General features: G+C 42.1%; 15 protein-coding genes and 2 tRNA genes. 11 read left to right on the top strand and 6 right to left on the bottom strand.

Going from position 1 to position 17,848, the window contains the following annotated elements; all coding sequences use genetic code 11:
- Positions 1–4: 4 nt before the first annotated feature.
- Both rpoD and ACO5E4_RS00540 read left to right on the top strand, forming a co-directional pair.
- Complete coding sequence (gene rpoD, locus ACO5E4_RS00545) at positions 5–1,870, top strand: RNA polymerase sigma factor RpoD (RefSeq protein ID WP_314954765.1); 1,866 nt, start codon at positions 5–7, stop codon at positions 1,868–1,870.
- A 127-nt stretch (positions 1,871–1,997) separates the two neighbouring features.
- Positions 1,998–2,074, top strand: a tRNA-Ile gene (locus ACO5E4_RS00540).
- A 13-nt stretch (positions 2,075–2,087) separates the two neighbouring features.
- On the opposite strand, the gene ACO5E4_RS00535 is transcribed toward ACO5E4_RS00540, so the two are convergent.
- From ACO5E4_RS00535 to ACO5E4_RS00525, 3 genes are all read right to left on the bottom strand, one after another.
- Positions 2,088–4,862: a TonB-dependent receptor domain-containing protein gene (locus ACO5E4_RS00535; protein ID WP_485861702.1), complete on the bottom strand. Its 2,775-nt coding sequence runs from the start codon at positions 4,860–4,862 to the stop codon at positions 2,088–2,090.
- Between the two features lie 246 nt (positions 4,863–5,108).
- Positions 5,109–5,864 carry a DeoR/GlpR family transcriptional regulator gene (locus ACO5E4_RS00530; RefSeq protein WP_314816196.1) on the bottom strand — a complete coding sequence of 252 codons (756 nt, stop codon included), beginning with the start codon at positions 5,862–5,864 and terminating at the stop codon, positions 5,109–5,111.
- 64 nt (positions 5,865–5,928) lie between these two features.
- Positions 5,929–6,804: a rhomboid family intramembrane serine protease gene (locus ACO5E4_RS00525; RefSeq protein WP_485861701.1), complete on the bottom strand. Its 876-nt coding sequence runs from the start codon at positions 6,802–6,804 to the stop codon at positions 5,929–5,931.
- A 41-nt stretch (positions 6,805–6,845) separates the two neighbouring features.
- Between ACO5E4_RS00525 and ACO5E4_RS00520 the strand changes: the two genes are divergently transcribed.
- Positions 6,846–7,160 (top strand): DUF5389 domain-containing protein, encoded by a 315-nt coding sequence (locus ACO5E4_RS00520; RefSeq protein ID WP_454905471.1) that lies wholly within the window; start codon positions 6,846–6,848, stop codon positions 7,158–7,160.
- On the opposite strand, the gene glpE is transcribed toward ACO5E4_RS00520, so the two are convergent.
- Complete coding sequence (glpE, locus tag ACO5E4_RS00515) at positions 7,157–7,483, bottom strand: thiosulfate sulfurtransferase GlpE (protein ID WP_314954753.1); 327 nt, start codon at positions 7,481–7,483, stop codon at positions 7,157–7,159. The genes ACO5E4_RS00520 and glpE overlap by 4 nt on opposite strands.
- 395 nt (positions 7,484–7,878) lie before the next feature.
- On the opposite strand from glpE, the gene ACO5E4_RS00510 reads away from it, so the two are divergent.
- From ACO5E4_RS00510 to serA, 6 genes are all read left to right on the top strand, one after another.
- On the top strand, positions 7,879–8,208 hold the full coding sequence (locus ACO5E4_RS00510; RefSeq protein ID WP_485861700.1) for a ComEA family DNA-binding protein: 330 nt from the start codon (positions 7,879–7,881) through the stop codon (positions 8,206–8,208).
- A 120-nt stretch (positions 8,209–8,328) separates the two neighbouring features.
- Positions 8,329–8,928: an RdgB/HAM1 family non-canonical purine NTP pyrophosphatase gene (rdgB, locus tag ACO5E4_RS00505; RefSeq protein ID WP_109104046.1), complete on the top strand. Its 600-nt coding sequence runs from the start codon at positions 8,329–8,331 to the stop codon at positions 8,926–8,928.
- A gap of 39 nt (positions 8,929–8,967) precedes the next feature.
- The gene (locus ACO5E4_RS00500) at positions 8,968–9,291 is read left to right on the top strand and encodes a YbjQ family protein (RefSeq protein ID WP_006719266.1); all 324 of its coding nucleotides are present in this window, start codon (positions 8,968–8,970) and stop codon (positions 9,289–9,291) included.
- Positions 9,291–10,460, top strand: coding sequence for a radical SAM family heme chaperone HemW (gene hemW / locus ACO5E4_RS00495; protein ID WP_485861699.1), 1,170 nt, complete (start codon positions 9,291–9,293; stop codon positions 10,458–10,460). The genes ACO5E4_RS00500 and hemW overlap by 1 nt, the downstream gene beginning before the upstream one ends.
- A gap of 97 nt (positions 10,461–10,557) precedes the next feature.
- Positions 10,558–11,214 carry a ribose-5-phosphate isomerase RpiA gene (gene rpiA, locus ACO5E4_RS00490; protein WP_448757964.1) on the top strand — a complete coding sequence of 219 codons (657 nt, stop codon included), beginning with the start codon at positions 10,558–10,560 and terminating at the stop codon, positions 11,212–11,214.
- Between the two features lie 18 nt (positions 11,215–11,232).
- Complete coding sequence (gene serA / locus ACO5E4_RS00485; protein WP_448757812.1) at positions 11,233–12,465, top strand: phosphoglycerate dehydrogenase; 1,233 nt, start codon at positions 11,233–11,235, stop codon at positions 12,463–12,465.
- 66 nt (positions 12,466–12,531) lie between these two features.
- Here serA and ACO5E4_RS00480 read toward each other — a convergent pair whose 3' ends face one another.
- A complete protein-coding gene (locus ACO5E4_RS00480) occupies positions 12,532–13,173 on the bottom strand; it encodes a bifunctional 4-hydroxy-2-oxoglutarate aldolase/2-dehydro-3-deoxy-phosphogluconate aldolase (protein WP_314954738.1) in 642 nt (213 codons plus the stop codon).
- Positions 13,174–13,204: 31 nt separating this feature from the next.
- On the bottom strand, positions 13,205–14,953 hold the full coding sequence (gene dauA, locus ACO5E4_RS00475; RefSeq protein ID WP_314954736.1) for a C4-dicarboxylic acid transporter DauA: 1,749 nt from the start codon (positions 14,951–14,953) through the stop codon (positions 13,205–13,207).
- A 156-nt stretch (positions 14,954–15,109) separates the two neighbouring features.
- Between dauA and ACO5E4_RS00470 the strand changes: the two genes are divergently transcribed.
- Positions 15,110–15,199 (top strand) — tRNA-Ser (locus ACO5E4_RS00470).
- A 191-nt stretch (positions 15,200–15,390) separates the two neighbouring features.
- A complete protein-coding gene (gene lon, locus ACO5E4_RS00465) occupies positions 15,391–17,808 on the top strand; it encodes an endopeptidase La (RefSeq protein WP_485861698.1) in 2,418 nt (805 codons plus the stop codon).
- The last annotated feature ends 40 nt before the right edge of the window (positions 17,809–17,848 follow it).

Raw genomic sequence — 17,848 nt, 5'->3', positions numbered from 1 at the left:
AAATATGGATCAAAATCCACAATCTCAATTGGAACTACTCATCGCTCAAGGGAAAGAACAAGGTTATTTAACCTATGCTGAGGTGAATGACAGCCTCCCTGAAGAATTAGTCGATGCAGATCAGATTGAAGATATTATTCAAATGATTAACGACATGGGGATTCAAGTGTTGGAAACCGCACCTGATGCGGATGATCTGATGCTCAATGAAAATATCACCGATGAAGATGTCGTTGAAGAAGCCACTCAAGTGTTATCCAGTGTAGAAGCGGAACTCGGTCGCACCACTGACCCTGTACGTATGTATATGCGTGAAATGGGTAGCGTAGAATTGCTCACTCGTGAAGGTGAAATTGATATTGCTAAACGAATTGAAGAAGGCATCAACGAAGTGCAAAGCGCTATTGCTGCTTACCCTGAAGCCATTACCTATCTCATTGAACAATATGATTTAGTGGAAAGTGGTGGCGTTCGTTTAGCCGACCTAATTACCGGTTTCGTAGATCCAAACGTATTAAGCGAATCAGAAACAGCCGAATTAGATGAATTCCATTCGGAAGAAGGCGAAGAAAACGTGACTGCTGCTGAAATTGATGATGAAAGTGAAGACGAAGAAGATAGCGAAGAAAGCAGCAGTGATGACAGCGATAGCGATAACAGCATTGATCCTGAAGTTGCACGTGAAAAATTCACCGCACTAAGACAACAACATCAAAAAACACTAGAAATCATTGCAAAACACGGTCGAACCGGTAAAAAAGCCAAAGATGAAATTCAAGCATTATCAGATATTTTCACTCAGTTCCGCTTAGTACCGAAACAATTTGATACATTGGTTCTATCCATGCGCGATGTGATGAAACGTGTTCGTAACCAAGAACGTTTTATTCAACGCCTTGTTGTGGATAACGCCAAGATGCCAAAAGCCAGCTTCCAAAAAAGCTTTATTGGTCATGAAACCAGCGACGTATGGTTGGTAAAAGCGCTTGCCGCCGGTAAGTCTTGGTCTGAAAAACTCGTACAGTATGAAGATGAATTGCGCCAAGCAATTGCTCATTTAGTTCAAATTGAACAAGACACTAATTTAACTATTCCGCAAATTCGAGAAATTGGTGAACGTATCTCACAAGGTGAACTCAAAGCTCGTCGTGCAAAAAAAGAAATGGTGGAAGCAAACCTGCGTTTGGTGATTTCTATTGCCAAAAAATACACCAACCGTGGATTACAATTCCTTGATTTAATTCAAGAAGGCAATATCGGCTTAATGAAAGCCGTGGATAAATTTGAATACCGTCGCGGCTACAAATTCTCTACTTACGCTACATGGTGGATTCGTCAGGCAATTACGCGTTCTATCGCCGACCAAGCTCGCACTATTCGTATTCCGGTGCATATGATTGAGACCATCAACAAACTCAATCGTATTTCTCGTCAAATGTTGCAAGAGATGGGGCGTGAAGCCACACCGGAAGAATTAGCAGAACGTATGGGCATGCCGGAAGACAAAATCCGTAAGGTGCTGAAAATTGCTAAAGAGCCGATTTCCATGGAAACCCCAATCGGTGATGATGATGATTCCCATTTAGGTGATTTCATCGAAGACTCTACCTTAGAGCTTCCTCTGGATTCTGCCACCGCACAAAGTTTAAAAGCGGCGACACACGAAGTGTTGGAAGGCTTAACGCCACGTGAGGCGAAAGTGCTTCGTATGCGTTTTGGTATTGACATGAACACCGATCACACATTAGAAGAAGTCGGCAAACAATTTGACGTGACCCGTGAGCGTATTCGTCAAATCGAGGCCAAAGCGCTACGCAAATTACGCCACCCAAGCCGTTCCGAGACATTACGCAGTTTCTTGGACGAGTAATTTTTAATACAAGAAAAAAGGATAAGTCAAAAGGCTTATCCTTTTTTTGTTTAAATTAAAAACACACAAGATAGTGCGGCTAGACTTTAACCCGATATTTCCCTATAATCCCACCGCAACTCTTACCGCCCCCATAGCTCAGTCGGTTAGAGCAGTCGACTCATAATCGATTGGTCACAGGTTCAAGTCCTGTTGGGGGCACCATTCTAAACTTCCTCTAAAATTGATAACTCAAGCTGAACACGATGGTTCGTCCTCTAGCATAGTTATTTAAAATAGATTGTGTTTTTCCGCCATGGCCATCCGTATGGCATAATTCTCCCGGTGAGCAAGGTTGTGATGGTGCGCTACTTACGCTACTGTAATAACGTTGTGTTGCCGCATCATTTCCGGCATCTAGCGGATCAATATACTTCTTATCAAACAGATTCTGAATTTCTGTTTTTAAAACCAGATTTTCAATTGGTTCATAACTGACATATAAATCAAAAATCAACGGCTGTTTTTCAATGGTTTCCGTTTCTTTAATTGCATGATGGCCACGTCTTAAGGCATTCTTCTCAAATGTGGTACCATCAATATACTGTTCCTCAATGGAAGCACGTTTACTTTCACCGTAATAGCGAACTGCACCGCCGACCGTTAATTTCCGATCAAACCAACGGCTACCAAGCTCAACGCGACCATAATCTCTTGGTAATGCAGAAATTCGACTCAAGCCATAGCCCTGTTTCAAAATATCTTCTTTTGATGCATTATTTGGACGAGGGCTGGCATCACTATAATTAGTCGGCTGATTGGTTCGTTGATAAGCATACGAGAGATTCGTAAAGAATCTGCCCATATCATAATTTAACTCTAATTCTACACCGCTCTTTTTCACCGTTTTAGCATAATTACGGTGTGCAATGGTAAATTGAAAACCGTTACTTTCTGCCCAAGTAGGCGCACCGCCTTGCCACCATTCGCCCCAAACATTATGAATATAATTTTTAATGTAACTACGATACCCGACGACTTTTATTCCTAGTACATCATCATTTTTCCAAACACCCTCCTTAAAGGTATTAAAACCCAATTGATAAGTCGAAGCGCGCTCCGGTTTTAAATGAGTATTAACACCAGCATCAGAGACTTGAGAAAAATACATCTCCTGAATATTTGGCATACGGTTCGTTCTGGCATAGCCCACGAAAGGCATAAAGTAATCATAAAGACGCGCACTAAAAATCGCAGAATGGTTTATTGCTGTTTTGTGGCCGGCTCTTCTTTCTAAAGGTTCATAAATTTGACAACCGCCGTTAGGATCACAATATTTTTTATAAATTTGAGAATCCTTGCCAAAAGCTTTTTCAAAATCTTCCGGAGAATTATAGTAACCCGCATATTCCCCATTAAATTTATACTTAATCAAATTCACACTGTAATCCAGCTGATAGATATCACGAGTTAGTGACGTATCTAAATAAAAGGTCTGAAACTTTTGCTCACCGGAAGGCTGTAAGATACTCGATTTTTGTGGCAATAGCCCTTTCGAACCTTTATAACGCCCTAGAAAATCGTATAAACCGCCCTGCTGCGAAGAACCGTCATAAAATAAGCTAAGCTCTTCAGGGAATCGATTTTTGCTATATTCATTTTTGAAGAAGTTAAAACCTAAGGTAGTTTTTAAATCAACGTCTTTTGGCAAGGTAAATGTGTAACTGTTACTAATGTCAAAAATATCAGCTGTATTTTTCGTTTCTAAATATTTTAATACTTCCCAGCCGGTAAACCGTGAACCTTGCGGATATTTGGATTTGCCCACGTTATGCGCTAACAACAGCTTCATATCAACATAGCCATTATCATTGAAGTTATAGTTAAGTTGATAATTACGGTTTTCAATTTTTCGCGTACCAATAGCATTATCCAAAGCACGTAATTGTAGATTTAACGTATGGCGATCGTCAGCATATTCAAACTTGACTAAATGACTATGAGCGCTTTGACGAATACTGCTTGGATCTAATGGCGCCAAACGATATTGGTCGTTATTGCGCTCAAAAGCGGCGTTAGTTTCATCAATTTGTTTTTGTAATTCAGGAGAGTGTTCCGGATCCTGTAAAATTCGTCTTCGCTCCGCATTACGATAATAACTGCAAGGATAGGCCTCAGGTTGAGATGGGGTCGGTGCGTTACAAGCCCACATATTTTTATTCATATCCGGCATCCAACGGCCTTTAACTTGATCAAACACGAACCCTGCTTCGGTAAATTCTTTCTTTTTTTGTTGTTGTAAAAAATCATCACCGACATCCGCAATTTTCTGACCACCTCCGCCGATTTTATAATCTTGCGACACTTCTCGGCGACTATAACCATACAACATGCCCATATAACCACCATTATCCAGCCATTTTCGAGTCGCTGCCATTGCCATATAGTTGGATTTTGTTGCATTGGTGCCGGTCATCCCTTTGATAATAAAACCAATATTCTTATCCCCTACAATCACATCATTGACGCCCAATGTTCTGAAATTTGCCGAGCCATAAAGAGAATTCACACCGTTTGTGCCACTAAAGTTTCCCTTCGTTAAATCAATGCCGGCAATAAAATTCGGATCTAAGGATGCGCCAAATTGAGAATTACCACCAGCTTGCCCGGAATCCATTGACGTGGAATAAAATGTTTGTGTAACACCATCTACCATAGTATTTGCCCGTCCAAAACCGGTTTCTCCACGAATATTCAACGACAACACACCGGAGCCTTTATCTTGTTGGGTAAATGCGCCCGGCATACTACGAACAACGTTATCAATGTTTTGTGTTTCTTTAAAAACATGTTCTCGCGTACTTTTCGCTTTTGCTTCAGTAAACGGTTTTTTCTCATTAGCAATGATTCTTTCAACCACATCAATTTGGTCTAATTGCTCTTCAGCATAGGCAACATTGAGCACATTAAACATACAAAGTGTTACCACATTAAATTTGATGATGTTACGCATTTTTCTCCTCAGGATAACAATAAAAGTTTTTATGCAACAAAAAACAACATTCTAAAAAACAAGTGAATAAGACTATAAATACGGATAATTCCATATGTCAATTCATCTATAAAAGCCATCTTATTTTAAGATGAAAAATAAGATTCAAGCAAATAAAAAATAAAAGAAGAGGAAAGAGAAATAAAAAAAGTGCGGTGAAAATCCACCGCACTTTTTACTGGAAATGAAAAGAAAACAGGTTAAACGCTAGCAAATAACAAGGTTGACGTTCTTATTTTTTAATAACTCATCAATGCTTGGCGGGACATCCGAATCGGTGAACACATACTCTACATCTGTAATGGATCCCAGTTTGACCATTGCACGTCGACTAAACTTAGAATGGTCTGTTACTAACAAAGTATTACGGGAGTTTTCAATGATCGCCCGTTTTACTTGTACTTCATGATAATCGTAATCCAACAATGTGCCATCTAAATCAATGGCACTGATACCTAATATCCCAAAATCCAAACGGAACTGAGATAAAAATTCCACCGTTGACTCACCGATAATACCACCATCTTGACGCAAAGACCCACTGGCAATGGTGATATCAAAAGAGTCATTTTGCATGAGAATATGTGCTGCGTTGAGGTTATTGGTCACAATGCGTAGTTTTTGATGGTTTAATAAGGCAAAGGCAACCGCTTCAGAAGTCGTACCGATATCAATAAACAGTGACGCACCGTTAGGAATAAGTTGCACCACTTGATTCGCAATGCGATTTTTTTCTTGAGAGAAAAAGTGTTTGCGATCGTGATAATCGCTATTTTCTGCTGTAGAAGGCGAGGCCGCACCACCATGATGACGGCGAATCACGTTCGCTTCTGCCAGTTCATTTAAATCACGTCGAATTGTTTGGGGGCTCACATCAAATAACGCCACCAACTCATCTGTACTTAAATATCCTTTTTGTTTAACCAATTCGACAATTTTTTGATGACGAAGAGATTGTCTCATGTGTCTTCCTTAGTTGTTAAAATAACACTTCGGGCTGTTAATTTATCTTATTTTTACTCGAAGATCACGACTTTACGCGAATATTTCGATCCCCAAATGCCAATAACATTCCTACCAATAAACCGGAAATATGCGCTGTATTGCCGATATTGATATCCACTAATGGGCCGGCAAAACCAAGCAAAATCCCCACCACTAACATATAAAAAAAGCCATCCGGCAAGTCAAAATCGGTTTGCTTATTCAATTTATCCAATACAAACACATAGCCCAACACGGCATATACCACACCTGATAAACCAAAAAATGCCGGCCCGCTTGCGACGTTTTGCGCCACGCCGGTGATTACACCGGCAAGTAAATAAATCTGAAGTAATTTAATGCTCCCTAACTGCCGCTCAATCGCCCCGCCAAAGATCCACCACCATGTAAGATTAAACAGAATATGCATATTGGATAAATGTACCAATGTATGGCTGAGATAACGCCAAATCTCTCCCTCTTGTTCCGCTTCAGCTGGAAAATGGGTAAGCAATAAGAGAGGTTCGGCAAAGCCTAAAAACATAAAAAGGTAAATCAAGGCACAAAGTGCGGTTAGAAATACGGTTATTTTTTGCTGTTGGAAATAAGATACAAAAGAAAAGCGGCTATTTGCCTGAGAGTTATCGGAAGGTACTTCATGATGAACATTGATCGAACTGACACCGTTTTGCCACGCTTGTGCATTTTTTCGTTCCAGCCATTCTGTTAGAAAAACCTCTGTTTCCTGTTCAATCGCCAAAAAGTGCGGTGTGTTTTCCGATAGAAAAACATGATATACCACCTTGCCCTGTGTATTTGGTTTTTCTTCAACAAGCACTTCCGCTTGATATTTCGTACGAATATGCGCCTGAAAATCACGCACTAAGTCAGGGATTTCACTACCAAACAAATGCTGCATTTGCTATATTCCTTTTCCAAAATTTAATCGACGGAGAAAAAATGAGAAATTCAAATTTGCCTCAGGGATTTAGCCCGTTCAGTTGGGCAATTGCTCTCTTTTGTTTGCCAATTTTACTTTGGCCTTTGGCACAATTAGTTTCACCGCATTTATTGAACAATCCGCACCTCAGCGACATTCAAGTCCGTCTCATGTCCATTTTTCTCTGGTGTTATCCATTGGCATTAGTCATCCTAGCGCGGATTTTTTACCGACTACATCAACGTAAACCGGCTTTTGCACGTCGAGGTTTAGCCTTAAGTGCGGTCCTATTTTACGGCGTTTTAGGTTATATCATCGCCGTTGGATTTAATTAATATGCCGTTTCCAGCGGTAAGTTAGCGTCCACCCAAGCGGCGAATCCGCCTTGCACACTGTAAACCTTTTCATAGCCACGTTGCAGTAAAAATGTGGCAACACTGCGACTGCTCACGCCATGATAGCAACTCACCAGAATCGGCTGATCGTAGTCATATTCCGCTTCAAAATCCGGCCAAGTATGCTCTGTTAAATTCACAGCACCTTGAGCATGAGAATAATTGAAACGTACCTGATCACGCACATCCGCCAACACGACATTTTCATCCTTTTGTAACATTTCCCACGCTTGTTGTGGCGTGATTTCAATAAAATCTGTCATAACATCATCTTATTCATTAATACGTATTAAAGCTTATGTCGTAAGGTATTTATCCATATACATTAACAACGGTATTTAAGTACCACCTTTCAAGATAGAGTAAAAATAGTAACGATTGCCTTACGAATAAACGATTTTCTTCCAAATATTAGTATAAAAGGTAGGCAAAACTAACCTTTTTCAGCTAAAAACTCAACGTTTTATTAACAAATAAAATAGCGTTCAACATCATCGCCTTTCACAAAAAAGCCCTCTATTTCTATCGAACTTTTCTTCATTTCGCGATCAAGATCTCAAAAGTGCGGTCATTTTCTCGTGTGTTTTTTCCTTTTCAGCAAAATACTTTCGTTGATTAATTCAACATGTGTTCAACTTTAGTCTAAAAAGGAATCACTATGAAAATAATGAAACATCTTTTGGCTTCTCTGTTCGTGTTAGGAACGGTGTTTACCGGCACTGCCATGGCAGCAGAAAAGGCAGCAGAATCTGTAGCGCAAACAGAGCAACCCACCGCAACGGCCTCTGTTAACCAGAAAGTCAACATCAATACAGCCACTGCTGCCGAAATTCAAAAAGCACTTGTGGGCATTGGCGCGAAAAAAGCGGAAGCCGTCGTGCAATACCGTGAAAAACACGGGGCGTTTAGTGCTGTCGAGCAATTATTGGAAGTGCAAGGCATCGGCAAAGCCACGCTTGAAAAAAATCGCGATCGCATCGCACTTTAATCTCACTCCTCCACATTGTTTTTATATAAGACGAGGCAATGCCCTCGTCTTTTTTATTGGGTGCGTTATAATACGAGGCATTTTTCAACCGCACTTAACAGCACAAGTAAGAGAGCAAAAATGAAACAAAAAATTGTTTTAGCCACAGGCAATCAGGGTAAAGTCAGAGAAATGGCAGATGTGTTAGCCGATTTCGGTTTTGAGGTTATCGCCCAAACCGACTTAGGCATCGACAGCCCGGAAGAAACCGGCTTGACCTTCGTAGAAAACGCCATTTTAAAAGCCCGCTATGCAGCAGAAAAATCCGGTTTACCGGCGATTGCTGATGATTCGGGATTAGTGGTTGACGCGTTAAACGGCGCGCCGGGCTTATATTCCGCACGTTATGCCGGTGTAGATGGTGAACAGGCTGATGCGAAAAATCGTGAAAAATTGTTAGCGGAATTGGCAAATGTGCCCACCGAACAACGTAGTGCGCAATTTGTTAGCACCATCGTCTTATTACAACACCCAACCGATCCGTCTCCGATTATTGCACAAGGCGCATGTCACGGTGTCATTACTTTTGAAGAAAAAGGCGATAACGGCTTTGGTTATGACTCACTCTTTTTCAGCCCGGAAACAGGTTGCACCTTTGCAGAACTGGAAACTGCCGAGAAAAAGAAAATCTCCCACCGTGCCCGCGCATTAAGCGTACTTAAAGCAAAATTAGGCGCATAAAGTGCGGTCGTTTTTTCTTCTAAATTTACAGGCAGCCACATGATTATCACCACCACGCCTCACATTGAAGGCAAGCAAATTGTAGAATATAAACAACTGGTATTCGGCGAAGTCGTTGCCGGTTCGAATTTTATCCGCGACTTTTTTGCCGGCATTACCGACATTATCGGTGGGCGTTCCGGCATGTATGAATCGCGCATTACCAAATCGCGCAAAGAAGCGTTAGATGAAATGCAAAAAAACGCTCAAGCATTAGGCGCCAATGCCGTTGTAGGCGTAGAAGTCAATTACACCACCATCACCTCCGATGCCAAAAGCATGTTTATGATTGTGGCAAGCGGCACCGCGGTAGTCGTTCGCTAATGATAACACCGCCGTTAAATCCGTTGCTGTTGCCACCGCTGAGTTTATACATTCACATTCCGTGGTGTGTGCAGAAATGCCCGTACTGCGATTTCAATTCGCATGCACAAAAAGGTGCCATTCCTGAACAGGAATATGTGCGCCATCTACTTGCTGATTTAACGGCGGATTTATCACATTATCAGGAAAGCGTTCAACAGCGTCCGCTGCATTCGATTTTTATTGGTGGCGGTACACCAAGCCTATTTAGCGCAGAAAATATCGAGTTTTTATTACAGCAAATTGAACAGCGCATTCCCTTTGCTCCCAATATTGAAATTACCCTCGAAGCCAATCCCGGTACGGCTGAAGCCGAACGTTTTTTAGGTTATGTACAAGCCGGCGTCAATCGAATTTCCATGGGCATTCAAAGTTTTTCTGATGAAAAATTGCAAAAACTCGGGCGCATTCATAATGCTGCCGAGGCGAAAAGTGCGGTAGGTTTTGCCCGCGTTTCTTCTCTGCGCAGTTTTAACTTAGATCTCATGCACGGCTTGCCGAATCAAACCTTACACGAAGCCTTAGCGGATTTACGTCAAGCCATTGAACTGGCGCCGCCTCATTTATCTTGGTATCAACTCACGATCGAGCCGAATACGATGTTTGCCTACCGTCCACCAAAACTGCCTGATGACGATGAATTGTGGGATATTTTTGAGCAAGGTCATCAGTTATTAACTGCCGCGGGCTATCAACAATACGAAACTTCTGCTTATGCCAAACCGGACTTTCAATGCCAACATAATTTAAATTATTGGCGCTTTGGCGATTATCTGGCCATTGGTTGCGGTGCCCACGGCAAAGTCAGTTTTCCAAACGGCAAGATTTTACGTTACAGCAAAACCAAACACCCGAAAGGCTACATGCGCGGCGAATACTTATATGAAGAACGGGAAGTCCGCACCGAAGATCGCCCTTTTGAATTCTTTATGAACCGTTTCCGCTTGTTGGAAGCCGTGCCAAAAAGCGAATTTGAACAATTCACCGGCTTATCGTTAAGTACAGTAGAGGACAAGATGACTTGGGCGCAGGATCAAAAATTCATCACAGAAACCGACCGCACTTGGCGGGTCACCGAGCACGGTAAACTGTTTTTAAACGAATTATTAGAAGGCTTTTTGCCCGAATAATCTCTCTCTACTTGTTTATGCGAGTAAAACTAATTAAAGTAAACGCAATCGTTTACGTATTTGTTTCAGCATCATGTTCTGATGTTAAGGAGAAAAAATGAATCAACTTGAAATGAAAAAAATCGCCGCGCAAGCGGCTTTGCAATTCGTGAAGCCGGAGATGATCGTAGGCGTGGGAAGTGGTTCCACTGTGAATTGTTTTATTGAAGCGCTTGGCTCAATGAAAGATGAAATCAAAGGTGCTGTAGCAGCCTCCAAAAATTCGGAAGAATTACTGAAAAAACATGGTATTGAAGTATTTAGTGCAAATGATGTGGCAAGCTTAGATATTTATGTGGATGGTGCCGATGAAATTAACCCGCAAAAAATGATGATCAAAGGCGGCGGTGCGGCGTTGACACGTGAAAAAATTGTGGCTGCATTGGCAAAAAATTTCATCTGCATCGTGGATAGTAGTAAACAGGTTGATGTGTTAGGCTCTACATTCCCATTGCCGATTGAAGTCATCCCAATGGCACGTTCACAAGTGGCGCGTAAATTGGTGGCACTCGGTGGTGCGCCGGAATATCGTGAAGGCGTTGTGACCGATAACGGCAACATCATTTTAGATGTGCATAATTTTGAAATTCTGAACCCGGTAGAAATGGAAAAAGAATTAAATAACATTGCAGGTGTCGTGACTAACGGCGTGTTCGCTTTACGCCCGGCAGATACTGTCATTGTCGGCACACCGGACGGTGCAAAAATCATTTAAACATCATTGGAGAGAAATATGACATCAAAAGTTTCATTAGATAAAAATAAAATCAAATTTGTGTTGTTGGAAGGCGTTCACCAAAGCGCCTTAGATACGTTACACGCCGCGGGGTACACCAACATTGATTACTACAAAAAAGCATTGGACGGTGATGAATTAAAAGAAGCAATCAAAGATGCCCACTTTATCGGCCTACGCTCCCGTACGCATTTAACCGAAGAAATGATTGCAGCCGCACCGAAATTGATCGCCATCGGTTGTTTCTGTATCGGCACCAACCAAGTGGATTTAAATGCAGCAAAAGCCCGTGGTATTCCTGTCTTTAATGCACCCTTCTCCAACACCCGTTCTGTAGCAGAATTAGTGTTAGGTGAAATCCTGTTATTAATGCGTAACATTCCCCAAGCCAATGCAGAAGTGCACCGTGGTTTATGGAATAAGTCAGCTGTGGGTTCACACGAAGTGCGTGGTAAAAAATTAGGGATTGTGGGCTACGGCCATATTGGTTCACAGCTTAGTATTATTGCTGAATCCTTGGGCATGGATGTGCATTTCTACGACATTGAAAACAAACTGCCTCTTGGCAACGCCAAACAAGTGCGTAGTTTGGAAGAATTGCTCGGTTCTTGCGATGTCATTTCCCTGCATGTTCCTGATTTACCATCTACTCGTAACTTAATCAGCGCAGAACGTATTGCCCAATTAAAACAAGATGCCATTTTGATTAACGCAGCACGCGGCACCGTCGTGGACATTGATGCATTAGCCAAGGCGCTAGAAGAAGGCAAATTGCGTGGTGCGGCAATCGACGTATTCCCGAAAGAACCGGCCTCCATTAACGAAGAATTTGTTTCACCATTGCGCAAATTCGATAATGTGATCTTAACGCCGCACATCGGTGGTTCTACGGCTGAAGCACAAGAAAATATCGGATTCGAAGTCGCCGGTAAATTTGTGAAATATTCCGACAACGGTTCAACCTTGTCTTCCGTTAACTTCCCGGAAGTCTCTCTACCGGAACACGAAGGCTCCAAACGCTTGTTGCACATTCATGAAAACCGCCCGGGTATCTTGACAAAAATCAACCAAATTTTCGTTGAGGCTAATGTCAATATCGCAGCGCAATACTTACAGACAGACCCGAAAATCGGCTATGTTGTGATCGATGTAGAAACCGAAGATTCCGCACCATTGCTCGATAAATTACGCCATATTGACGGCACAATTCGCACGCGCGTGTTGTTCTAATACTAAAAAAGTGCGGTGGATTAAAAATATATTTAAAATCCACCGCACTTTTTTTGTTATCTTTAACTACGGATTAACCCATTCCACCACGTCTTTCGTTAATCGCCCAATTTCCTGCCAATTTTTAGCATTAATCAGATTCTTCTCAACAAACCAAGAGCCACCACATGCCAATACATTTGGAATCGCCAGATATTCCTTAATATTCTGCATTCCAATGCCACCTGTAGGCATGATACCTAACTGGGAATAAGGGCCCAACAAGGCTTTGATCATTTTTACTCCTCCTGAGGCTTCAGCCGGAAAGAATTTCACGGTTTCTATCCCCATGTCTAATGCAGCTTCAATGGCCATCGGATTATTCACTCCCGGCGTGATCGGCAAGGCTAAATCTTGGCATAATTGCACAATTTTCGGATTAACCCCTGGTGTAACCACAAAATCAGCCCCACTGTTTTTTGCAGCGACGACCTGCTCGGCGTTTAACACTGTTCCAGCAGCAATCAAAAAGTCCGGTCGTTGTTGACGTAATAAACGAATCGCTTCTGAAGCAGCAGATGAACGAAATGTAATTTCTGCTACCGGCAAACCATGGTTTGCTAACGTATCTGCCAGTGGCAAAATATCTTCGGCTCGTTCCAAGGCAATCACCGGCACGACTTTAAGTTCGCGAAGTTGCTCGGTAATTTGGGCTAACGTCAAAGACATACTCTCTCCTTTTTTATCTTTTATCATCCGGCTACTGTTTAATTGCGATGCCCTCAAACTCCCGAATTTTATTCAACGCCTCCGCCAAATCCGGCGTGAAATTAATTTTTTTAATTTCCGGCAAGCTACTTGATTTCACGATGGTACGCAGCGGTTGGAATTGCATATTGCACATATAAAGTTGTTGATGTGGAAGCATATGCTGCACAAAACGTGTAAGCGCGTGAATTCCCCCGGTATCCAATACCGTCACCGCATCGCATTGTAAAACAATATGTTTAATTTCGTGGTCAGTGTGTACAGTCTTATCATGCAAATCAGCAAACAAATTATCTGCCGCAGCGAAAAAGAGCGGTCCGCTAATACGATAAATTAACACATCATCCAAGTCATCCGGCACAGCAATGCTGATGGATTTAGTCATTTCAGCGATGGTGCGAATAAACAACAAGCTTGCCAACAACACGCCCACCGAAATGGCAATCACCATATCGAATAACACGGTCAACACCAAGCAAACCAATAACACGGTGATTTCATTACGTCCGGAGCGACGAATTAACTGAATAATTTGTGGCAAGTCCGCCATATGCCAAGCTACCACCAATAATAATGCCGCCATAGACGATAACGGCAAATAAGAAAGTGCCGGCGCAAAAAATAACAAGGCAAACAAGACTAATAGAGCATGAACCACGCCAGCAAGTGGTGACACCGCCCCCGATTTAACATTAACTGCCGAACGGGCAATCGCGGCTGTGGCCGTTATCCCCCCGAAGAACGGGGACGCGATGTTACCTAAACCTTGCGCTAATAATTCGTTATTGGAATGGTGTTTGGTGTCCGTCATGTTATCTAACACAACAGCACATAATAGAGATTCAATAGCCCCCAATACCGCCATTGAAAACGCAGCTGGAAGCAATCGTTGGATGGTATCGAAATTCCAATCAATTAAGTTGCCATTCACATCAGGAATGTTCCACGGCAGTGCAAATTCAGGCAAAACATTTGGAATACCAAAACCGGTGCTACCATCAGAAAGCGTGTATTGGAATTGTGTCCCGATAGTCGTCACAGAAAATCCGAAATGAGCTAAACCTAAAGATAATAATGTCGCAATAATCACCGCCGGCAAATGCCCTGGGATCGGTAAACGAAGTTTATGCCATTGGGTTAATACGATGAGTGTGATAATACCTACCGCAGTATCCGGCCAGCTGATACTTGGAAGTGCGGTCAAAATAACTTGTACTTTTTCAAGGTAATGAGAAGGCATTTTTTCAATGCTTAAACCGAGAAAATCCTTAATTTGTAAAGTAGCAATAACAATACCAATCCCCGATGTAAAACCGAGCGTCACCGGCAACGGGATATATTCAATTAATCGCCCTAAACGACACAGCGCCATTAACACTAAAATAATGCCCGACAATAACGTGGCCATCAACAAACCACTTAGCCCGAATTGTTGCGTCACAGGATATAAAATCACCACAAACGCCGCTGTGGGCCCAGAGATATTAAAACGGGATCCGCCGGTTAATGCGATAATAATCCCAGCAATAATCGCTGTGTATAAACCGTGTTGCGGCGGCACGCCACTGGCAATCGCCAATGCCATAGAAAGCGGAATGGCAATAATACCAACCGTCAAACCCGCAATAATGTCTTTAACCAAATGACGCGAGGTATAGCCTGCACGAAAGCTGTCTTTCAACGCACTGAAAGGTTTCACCGCAAGAAACACATTTTTAGAAAGAAACCATTTTTTTAACATAATCAATAATCGTAGATGAGAAATTGAATGGAATAACCACGAGCGGGTGTTTATTTTACCTGATTATTGGCGAAATTTTTATCGTCTGGTGGAACAAATCACAAAAATACTTGACGAGGCTCAATGAAATCCTTATAGTTCGCACGTCCTAAGCACGGTGAGATGTCCGAGTGGTTGAAGGAGCACGCCTGGAAAGCGTGTATGTGGGAAACTGCATCGAGGGTTCGAATCCCTCTCTCACCGCCATTCTTAATGAATTTTCTTTTTTAATCTTTATTCATTCCAATCTATTTCAGTTATACTGAGCAACATTTTCAACAATAAACATATTAAAACATTACCGCACTTTTATGTGTTGGCATCTCCTTTTAATGCTTGAATTTAAAGAATCCATCCCAATATTAGGCGAAATCAGCGGAATTTAGATAAGAGAGTACATGATGAGAGCAAAAAAATCAGAATTACAAACCATACCGGTATTGCCATTGCGCGATGTCGTCGTGTTTCCTTTTATGGTCATGCCGTTATTTGTAGGCAGACCAAGATCCATTAGCAGCCTTGATGATGCCATGAATAATGGCAAACAGCTGTTATTAGTTTCGCAAAAACAGGCAGAATTAGAAGAACCGTCCATTGACGATTTATATGATGTCGGCACCATTGCCAACATTATTCAGCTGCTAAAACTGCCGGATGGCACCGTGAAAGTGTTAGTGGAAGGACAACAGCGCGCCAAAATTCATCAAATTGAAGATTCCGGTGAACATTTTCAAGCACAAGTAGAACCGCTTAATAGCACGCTTGGTAATAAAAAAGAATTGCAAGTCGTCCATAAAGCGGCCTTAGATGAATTCCAAAATTATATAAATTTAAATAAGAAAGTGCAGCCGGATATCCTTTCCGCACTTCAACAAATTGAAAATTTGGAACAATTAAGCGACACCTTAGCCTCCCATTTACCGGTTTCCGTTGCCCAAAAACAAACTGTGTTAGAAATGAGCAATGTGGTGGAACGTTTTGAGTATTTGCTGGGTTTAATGCAGTCCGAAGCGGATCTATTACAGGTGGAAAAACGCATTCGTAGTCGCGTGAAAAAACAAATGGAAAAAAGCCAGCGCGATTATTACTTAAACGAACAAATTAAAGCCATTCAAAAAGAGCTTGGTGAAGAAGAAAATGCGATAAGTGAAATTGAACAGCTTCGTCTAAAAATTGAAGAGGCAAGAATGCCTTTGGAAGCTCGTGAAAAAGCCGAAGCCGAATTACAAAAACTGAAAATGATGTCACCAATGTCAGCTGAAGCCACCGTTGTGCGCAGTTATATTGACTGGATGATTCAAGTGCCTTGGCATAAACGCACTAAAGTGAAAAAAGATCTCGCGAAAGCACAAGACATTTTGGATGCCGATCATTATGGTTTAGAACGTGTGAAAGAGCGTATCTTGGAATACCTTGCCGTGCAAACCCGTTTAAATCAATTAAAAGGCCCAATTCTTTGCTTGGTAGGCCCTCCGGGTGTCGGTAAAACCTCTTTAGGACAATCCATTGCCAATGCAACCGGGCGTAAATATGTGCGCATGGCATTAGGCGGCGTGCGTGATGAAGCGGAAATTCGTGGTCACCGTAAAACCTACATTGGTTCGTTGCCGGGCAAATTGATTCAGAAAATGGCAAAAGTCGGTGTAAAAAACCCGCTCTTTTTGTTAGATGAAATCGACAAAATGTCTTCGGATATGCGTGGTGATCCGGCCTCTGCTTTGTTAGAGGTCTTAGATCCGGAACAAAACGCCCATTTCAACGATCATTATTTGGAAGTGGACTACGATTTATCCGATGTCATGTTTGTGGCGACCTCAAACTCCATGCACATTCCAACACCATTATTAGATCGTATGGAAGTGATTCGTCTATCCGGTTATACCGAAGATGAAAAACTGAATATTGCCACTCGCCATTTGATCAACAAACAAATGGAACGCAACGGGCTAAAAGCCGGTGAATTAACCATTGATGACAGTGCGATCGTGGATATTATCCGCTATTACACTCGTGAAGCCGGTGTACGTAATTTAGAACGTGAAATTTCGAAAATCTGCCGTAAAGCCGTAAAAACCTTACTGTTAGATAAGAAATTAAAATCCATCAAAGTGACCGCGAAAAATCTACACGATTACCTTGGCGTGAAACGCTTTGAATTTGGTCGTGCAGATACGCAAAATCGTGTTGGCGAAGTCACCGGTTTGGCATGGACGGAAGTCGGCGGCGATTTACTAACGATTGAAACCGCCTCAGTACCAGGCAAAGGTAAACTCAGTTACACAGGCTCCTTGGGGGATGTCATGAAAGAATCCATTCAAGCGGCAATGACTGTCGTACGCGCCCGTGCAGAAAAATTAGGCATTAATCCGGAATTCCACGAAAAACGTGATATTCATATTCACGTTCCGGACGGTGCGACACCAAAAGATGGTCCAAGTGCAGGAATTGCTATGTGTACCGCATTGGTGTCCTGTTTAACCGGCAATCCGGTGAAATCGGAAGTGGCGATGACTGGTGAAATCAGCCTCCGTGGCAAAGTATTACCGATTGGCGGTTTAAAAGAAAAATTACTGGCAGCCCACCGTGGCGGTATTAAAACCGTCATTATTCCAAAAGAAAATGTGAAAGATTTGGAGGAGATTCCGGAAAACGCTAAACGTGATTTGAACATTCATGCGGTAGAAACCATTGATGAAGTGCTAACTATTGCATTGGAAAATCCACCGGCTGGCGTAGAGTTTGTCAAACTTGAGCCGATTTCTGCGGTGAAAAGCAGTCGTCGTAAGAAAAGTATTTCTCCAAGTGCGGTCAATTAATTAAACGTTTTTTAAAAGCCAAATTATCATCGAATAATTT

This window comes from Aggregatibacter sp., from assembly GCF_057314075.1.
Note: the sequence above shows the minus strand (reverse complement) of the source record. Positions and strands in the feature narration are given on the sequence as shown.

Excerpts from the sequence above, each read along its gene's own strand:
- rpoD (WP_314954765.1), top strand. The coding sequence starts at position 5 with ATGGATCAAAATCCACAATCTCAATTGGAACTACTCATCGCTCAAGGG.
- ACO5E4_RS00535 (WP_485861702.1), bottom strand. The coding sequence starts at position 4,862 with ATGCGTAACATCATCAAATTTAATGTGGTAACACTTTGTATGTTTAAT.
- ACO5E4_RS00530 (WP_314816196.1), bottom strand. The coding sequence starts at position 5,864 with ATGAGACAATCTCTTCGTCATCAAAAAATTGTCGAATTGGTTAAACAA.
- ACO5E4_RS00525 (WP_485861701.1), bottom strand. The coding sequence starts at position 6,804 with ATGCAGCATTTGTTTGGTAGTGAAATCCCTGACTTAGTGCGTGATTTT.
- ACO5E4_RS00520 (WP_454905471.1), top strand. The coding sequence starts at position 6,846 with ATGAGAAATTCAAATTTGCCTCAGGGATTTAGCCCGTTCAGTTGGGCA.
- glpE (WP_314954753.1), bottom strand. The coding sequence starts at position 7,483 with ATGACAGATTTTATTGAAATCACGCCACAACAAGCGTGGGAAATGTTA.
- ACO5E4_RS00510 (WP_485861700.1), top strand. The coding sequence starts at position 7,879 with ATGAAAATAATGAAACATCTTTTGGCTTCTCTGTTCGTGTTAGGAACG.
- rdgB (WP_109104046.1), top strand. The coding sequence starts at position 8,329 with ATGAAACAAAAAATTGTTTTAGCCACAGGCAATCAGGGTAAAGTCAGA.
- ACO5E4_RS00500 (WP_006719266.1), top strand. The coding sequence starts at position 8,968 with ATGATTATCACCACCACGCCTCACATTGAAGGCAAGCAAATTGTAGAA.
- hemW (WP_485861699.1), top strand. The coding sequence starts at position 9,291 with ATGATAACACCGCCGTTAAATCCGTTGCTGTTGCCACCGCTGAGTTTA.
- rpiA (WP_448757964.1), top strand. The coding sequence starts at position 10,558 with ATGAATCAACTTGAAATGAAAAAAATCGCCGCGCAAGCGGCTTTGCAA.
- serA (WP_448757812.1), top strand. The coding sequence starts at position 11,233 with ATGACATCAAAAGTTTCATTAGATAAAAATAAAATCAAATTTGTGTTG.
- ACO5E4_RS00480 (WP_314954738.1), bottom strand. The coding sequence starts at position 13,173 with ATGTCTTTGACGTTAGCCCAAATTACCGAGCAACTTCGCGAACTTAAA.
- dauA (WP_314954736.1), bottom strand. The coding sequence starts at position 14,953 with ATGTTAAAAAAATGGTTTCTTTCTAAAAATGTGTTTCTTGCGGTGAAA.
- lon (WP_485861698.1), top strand. The coding sequence starts at position 15,391 with ATGATGAGAGCAAAAAAATCAGAATTACAAACCATACCGGTATTGCCA.